At 69.6% G+C, this 6,049-nt stretch carries 5 protein-coding genes and 2 riboswitches; all 5 genes read right to left on the reverse strand.

Annotated features, from left to right (window positions below):
- Nucleotides 1–38: 38 nt before the first annotated feature.
- Nucleotides 39–797, reverse strand: coding sequence for a sulfite exporter TauE/SafE family protein (locus tag JWP65_RS08895; protein ID WP_299762868.1), 759 nt, complete (start codon nt 795–797; stop codon nt 39–41).
- A 16-nt stretch (nt 798–813) separates the two neighbouring features.
- Complete coding sequence (gene gcvP, locus JWP65_RS08900; RefSeq protein WP_299762870.1) at nt 814–3,708, reverse strand: aminomethyl-transferring glycine dehydrogenase; 2,895 nt, start codon at nt 3,706–3,708, stop codon at nt 814–816.
- 74 nt (nt 3,709–3,782) lie between these two features.
- A complete protein-coding gene (gcvH, locus tag JWP65_RS08905; protein WP_299762872.1) occupies nt 3,783–4,160 on the reverse strand; it encodes a glycine cleavage system protein GcvH in 378 nt (125 codons plus the stop codon).
- Between the two features lie 23 nt (nt 4,161–4,183).
- On the reverse strand, nt 4,184–5,398 hold the full coding sequence (gene gcvT / locus JWP65_RS08910; RefSeq protein WP_299762874.1) for a glycine cleavage system aminomethyltransferase GcvT: 1,215 nt from the start codon (nt 5,396–5,398) through the stop codon (nt 4,184–4,186).
- A 42-nt stretch (nt 5,399–5,440) separates the two neighbouring features.
- Nucleotides 5,441–5,545, reverse strand: a riboswitch (glycine riboswitch).
- Nucleotides 5,546–5,556: 11 nt separating this feature from the next.
- A riboswitch (glycine riboswitch) is annotated at nt 5,557–5,636 on the reverse strand.
- A 17-nt stretch (nt 5,637–5,653) separates the two neighbouring features.
- A partial coding sequence (locus JWP65_RS08915; RefSeq protein ID WP_299762876.1) for a cyclase family protein occupies nt 5,654–6,049 on the reverse strand: 396 nt, incomplete at its 5' end.

The raw sequence follows: 6,049 nt of genomic DNA on the forward strand, positions 1-6,049 counted from the left end.
GTCTGGCGTTCCCGAATTAGGGGCGCGCCGGCGCGCTTTCAAGGGGCGGGCCAGCGAGCCAGCAGCACGGGCAGGGAGGAGGCCAGCAAGCCCAGGCCGGACGCGGCCAACAGGCCCAGCACCACCTTGCGGAACGTCAGTTCGCTGATGCCCAGGTAGACCCGGGCCCCGAACAAGGCCGGCACCAGCATGGCCGGTGCGACGATCGCGAACAGCGGCAGCATCGGCCGCTGGACCAGTCCGGTCGCCAGGTAACTGGCGAAGGTGATGGCCAGCATCGCCAGGTTGAAGTTCTGGATCACGGCCCGCTGGCGGTCTTTCTCGTAGCCGCGCAGCGTGCACCACAGCGTCGGCGCCACGCCGGTGGAGCCGCCCAGGCCGCCCATCACGCCGCCGACACTGCCCGCGACCGCATCGGCGAAGTGGCCGCCGCGGTGGATGCGCGGCAACTGACCAGCGAAGAACATCAGCGGGCAGGCCACCACCAGCACGGCGCCCAGCACCGCCTTGAACATGGGCACGTCCAGCCGCGGCAACAGCCACAAGCCCAGGGGCAGGCCGGCCAGGCCGCCGGCCAGGAACGGCAGCAGCGTGGCTGCGTGCCAGCCGCGGCGCACGGTGAAGGCCGACACCACCTGCCCCGTCAGCGCGCCGAACACTGCCAGCACCGCGGTCAGTTGCGGATCGAGCACCCAGGCCCAGACGGCGATCGCCGTCATCGCGAAGCCGAAGCCGGACAGGCCCTGCACGAAGCCGGCCAGGGCGGCGCCGAAGACGATGAGGGGGAGGTGGTCCACCGCTGGCGGTGGCGCGCTACTCGTAAGCCGACATCGGCACGCAGCTGCAGAACAGGTTGCGATCGCCGTAGACGTTGTCGACCCGCCCCACCGGCGGCCAGTACTTGGCACGCCGACGTTCGTCCAGCACCGCCGCGCCGACGCCGCGCTCGTACGCATGCGTCCACTCGCCCTTGAGCAGGCTGCCGGCGGTGTGCGGCGCGTGCTTGAGCGGGTTGTCGTCCTGCGGCCAGTCGCCGCGCTCGATGCGCCGGATTTCCTCGCGGATCGCCACCATCGCCTCGATGAAGCGCTCGATCTCCTCCAGCGTCTCGCTCTCGGTCGGCTCCACCATCAGCGTGCCCGGCACCGGAAAGCTCAGGGTGGGCGCGTGGAAGCCGTAGTCGATCAGGCGCTTGGCGACGTCTTCGGCGGTGACACCGCAGCTGTCCTTGAGCGGCCGCAGGTCCAGGATGCACTCGTGGGCGACGTGGCCGTTCGGGCTGGAATACAGCGTCGGGTAGTGGTCGCGCAGCCGCACGCTGATGTAGTTGGCGCTCAGGATCGCCGTCTCGGTCGCGTGCCTGAGGCCCTCGGCGCCCATCATCCGGCAGTACATCCAGCTGATGGCCAGCACCGCCGCATTGCCCAGCGGCGCGGCCGAGATCGCGCCCACTGGCCGCTCGCCCATTCCACCCGACGCATGGCCGGGCAGGAACGGCACCAGGTCCGCCACCACGCACACCGGGCCGACGCCCGGGCCGCCGCCGCCGTGCGGAATGCAGAAGGTCTTGTGCAGGTTCAGGTGGCTGACGTCGCCGCCGAACTCGCCCGGCGCCGCGACGCCGACCAGAGCGTTCATGTTCGCGCCGTCGACATACACGCGGCCGCCGTGCTGGTGCACCAGCGCGCACAGCGCCTTCACCTCGGTCTCGAACACGCCGTGCGTGCTCGGGTAGGTGATCATGATGCAGGCCAGGTTGGCGCTGTGCTGTTCGCACTTGGCGCGCAGGTCGGCCATGTCGACGTTGCCGTCGTCGTCGCAGGCCGTCACCACCACCTGCATGCCCGCCATCTGCGCGCTGGCCGGGTTGGTGCCGTGCGCGGACGAGGGGATCAGGCAGATGGTGCGATGCGCGTCGCCGCGGCTGTCGTGCCAGGCCTTGATCGCCAGCAGGCCGGCGTATTCGCCCTGCGAGCCGGCGTTGGGCTGCAGGCTGATGCCGGCATAGCCGGTCGCCTCGCACAGCCAGGCGCGCAGTTGTTCATCCAGCTGCGCGTAGCCTTGCAGCTGGTCGGCCGGCGCGAACGGGTGGATGTGGGCGAACTCCGGCCAGGTGATCGGGATCATCTCGCTGGTGGCGTTCAGCTTCATGGTGCAGCTGCCCAGCGGGATCATGGTGCGGTCCAGCGCCAGGTCTTTGTCGGACAGGCCGCGGATGTAGCGCAGCATGCCGGTCTCGCTGTGGTGCGTGTTGAACACCGGGTGCGTGAGGAAGGCGCTGGTGCGGCGCAGGCCGGCCGGGATCAGCGGCTCGATGCCTTTTTCGAACTCGGCGAAGCCGGGCAGGGCCTGGCCGTCGGTGGCGAACACGGCCCACAGCTGCTCGATGTCGGCGCGGGTGGTGGTCTCGTCCAGCGACAGCAGCAGGTAGTCGTCCCAGGCGCGGCGCAGGTTCATGCCGGCGGCCAGCGCGCGCTGCATCAGCGCCGGCGTCTGCGCATCGGTCTTGAGCGAGATGGTGTCGAACGCGCCTTCGGCGTTGCGCGGCGCGTAGCCCAGCGCCTGCAGCCCGCGCACCAGGACCGCCGTGTACGCGGCCACCCGCTGGGCGATGCGCGTCAAGCCTTGCGGGCCGTGGTAGACGGCGTACATGCTGGCGATCACGGCCGGCAGCACCTGCGCCGTGCAGATGTTGGAGGTGGCCTTTTCGCGCCGGATGTGCTGCTCGCGGGTCTGCAACGCGAGGCGGTAGGCGGGATTGCCATGGCTGTCGACGCTGACGCCGACCAGCCGGCCCGGCATCGAGCGCTTGAACGCGTCGCGGCAGGCCAGGAAGGCCGCGTGCGGGCCGCCGCAACCCATGGGCATGCCAAAGCGCTGGGTCGAGCCAACCACGATGTCGGCGCCCCATTCACCGGGCGGCACCAGCAGCGTCAACGCCAGCAGGTCGGCCGCGACGATGAAGCCGGCCTGCTTGCCGTGCACCTTGGCCACGTCAGCTTGCAGGTCGTCGATGCGGCCGCTGGTGGCCGGGTACTGGGCCAGCACCGCGAAGTAGTCGCCGGCCAGAAGCTCGTCCCATTGCGGCCTGGAGTTGGCCAGCTTGACTTCGATGCCCAGCGGCCGGGCGCGCGTCTGCACCACCTCGATGGTTTGCGGGTGGCAGTCGCCGGCCACCACGAACACGTTGCTCCTGGCTTTCACGCTGCGCTTGGCCAGCGTCATCGCCTCGGCCGCCGCCGTCGCCTCGTCCAGCATGGAGGCGTTGGCGATCGGCATCGCCGTCAGGTCGCACACCATGGTCTGGAAGTTGACCAGGGCTTCCATCCGGCCCTGGCTGATCTCCGCCTGGTACGGGGTGTAGGCCGTGTACCAGGCCGGGTTCTCCAGGATGTTGCGCAGGATCACGCCCGGCGTGTGGGTGCCGTAGTAGCCCTGGCCGATGAAGCTCTTGAGCACCTTGTTGCGCGACGCGATCGCCCGCAGCTCCGCCAGCGCCGCCGCTTCGCCGACCGCGGGCGGCAGCTTCATTTCGGTGCTGCGCGCGATCGAGCGCGGCACGATGGAGTCGATCAACGCGCGGCGCGAGGCTTCGCCGACGACGGACAGCATGTGGCGCTCGTCGGACTCGCAAACGCCGATGTGGCGCGGGACGAACTCGGACGGGTTTTCCAGCTCGCGCAGCGGCCGGGCGGATTGCATCAGCATTGGGGGTCCTCTGTCATTGCGGGCGGGCCCCGCAATCCATCAATCCCGGCTCGAGCCCGGGACCACACGGTGTTTCAGGTGTTGTCCTTGACGAACTTCTGGTAGTCCGGCTCGTCCATCAGGACGTCGAATTCGGCCATGTCCTTGATCAGGATCTTGAAGAACCAGCCCTTGCCCAGCGGGTCGGTGTTGGCCAGCGACGGGTCGGCCCGCAGGTCTTCGTTGACCTCGGTCACCTCGCCGGCGATCGGCATGTAGACGTCGGCGGCGGCCTTGACCGACTCGACGACGCCCGCCACCTCGCCCCTGGCGTAGCTGCGGCCGACTTCCGGCAGGTCGACGAACACCACGTCGCCCAGCGCGTCCTGCGCATGCAGCGTGATGCCGACAACGGCGGCTTCCTGGTCTTCGAGCTGAAGCCATTCGTGCTCGGGCGTGTATTTCATGGTCATGCTTGTTCTCCTGGTTGCGGTCTTCAGCCGCGGTGGTAACGATGGGCGACGAAAGGCATGGCGCTGACTTCCATGGGCACGCGCTTGCCGCGCACCAGCGCCCAGACGCGGCTGCCGAGGCCGGCGTGCTCGGGCGGCAGGTAGCCCATCGCCAGCGGCTTGTCGGCCGATGGGCCCAGCAGCCCGCTGGTGACTGTGCCAATGCGCTGGCCATGCTCGTCCTGCAGTTCGGTGTGCTCGCGCACCGGCACGCGCTCCAGCGCCACCAGCCCGACGCGCTTGCGCCGCAGCGGCTCGCTGCCCTGCAGCTGGCCCAGCACGCGCTCGGCGCCCGGAAAGCCGCCCGCGCGCTCGCCGCCGGTGCGCCGCACTTTCTGGATCGCCCAGTTCAGACCGGCTTCGACCGGGGTGGTGGTGGTGTCGATGTCGTTGCCGTACAGGCACAGGCCGGCTTCCAGCCGCAGCGAGTTGCGCGCGCCCAGGCCGACGGGCTTGACCTCCGGCTGGGCCAGCAGCGCCCGCGCCAATGCCTCGGCGACGCCACCGGGAACGGAAATCTCGAAGCCGTCTTCGCCGGTGTAGCCGCTGCGGGTGATGTAGAGGTCGGCGCTGTTCCAGGCGAAGGCGCCGCCGCTCATGAAGACCAGCTGGTCGACGCCGGGCACCAGGCGCTGCAGGGCATCGGCGGCCCTGGGGCCTTGCAGTGCGAGCAGGGCGCGCTCGGGCATGGGGATGACCCGGCAGCGGTTGCCGATGTGCTGCTCGATGTGCGCGATGTCGCCCACCTTGCAGGCCCCATTGACGATCACGAACAGCTCGGGGTCCCCGAGCTCCCCCACTGCGTGGCGGTCGTTGCCCCCCGAAGTGGTGTTCGCGCCTTGGGGCGGCCCGGCGGCGCTCAGATCCCCGCGATTGACGAACATCAGGTCGTCGATGACCGTGCCTTCCTCGGTGAGCAGCAGGCCGTAGCGCTGCTTGTCGACGCCCAGGCCGGCCACGTCGACCGGCACCAGGGTTTCGAAGGCGGCGGCGGCGTCGGGGCCGACCAGCCGCAGCTGGCCCATGTGCGAGACGTCGAACAGGCCGGCGGCGCTGCGGGTGTGCAGGTGTTCGGCCATCAGGCCGCACGGGTATTGCACCGGCATGCTGTAGCCGGCAAAAGGAACCATGCGGGCACCCAGTTCCAGGTGCAGGGCGTGGAGGGGGGTTTTCTGCAGCTCTTCTTGTGGTGCGGACACGCGGACTCCAACGGGGCGACGAGCCATCGTACACACGATGGATGGGCCCGTGCTGTCCTCGTTACCTGAGAGATTCACCCTTGGCGGGCTTGCTCCTTCGGTGGGCCGCTGCCCCTGGGCAGCCGGCCTCTCTCCAGCAAGGTGACGCCGCGCGATGGCGGCGTTTGCCAGTCCCTGGTGCCTGAGCGTTGATGCGCCTTCGGCGGTCCCCGAGGGGACTCTCTCCTGACGCGCGGATTGTAGCCGCAGGCGCGATCAGCGCGGCACGAGCGCGAAGATGCGCACGGCCGATCCGGTGCCGCCCTTGACCTTCAGCGGCGGCACCACCACCGGGAACGCGTACACCCTGAGCGCCGCGAGTTCCTCCAGGTCGAGGTTTTCCACGATGTAGATCCCCGCGTCCGCGATCAGCCGCATGTGCACCGGGAACACCTGGAACTTGGGCGCCATCACCACCGGCGGGCGCTTCTCGAAGGTGAGCGTGTCGTTGCCGACCACCCGCGCGCCCTGCCGGATCAGGAAGTCGGCGGCATCGAGTCCCGGTCCCGGCGAGGACTCGCCCGCGTAGAGCGCGGTGTTCGAACTGAAGTAAGGCCCCCAGCCGGTCCGGATGAACACGGTGTCGCCCCGCTGCAGCCGCACCCCTTGCCG

Source organism: Ramlibacter sp., from assembly GCF_028292805.1.
Lineage (GTDB): Bacteria > Pseudomonadota > Gammaproteobacteria > Burkholderiales > Burkholderiaceae_C > Ramlibacter.

Excerpts from the sequence above, each read along its gene's own strand:
- gcvP (WP_299762870.1), bottom strand. The coding sequence starts at position 3,708 with ATGCTGATGCAATCCGCCCGGCCGCTGCGCGAGCTGGAAAACCCGTCC.
- gcvH (WP_299762872.1), bottom strand. The coding sequence starts at position 4,160 with ATGACCATGAAATACACGCCCGAGCACGAATGGCTTCAGCTCGAAGAC.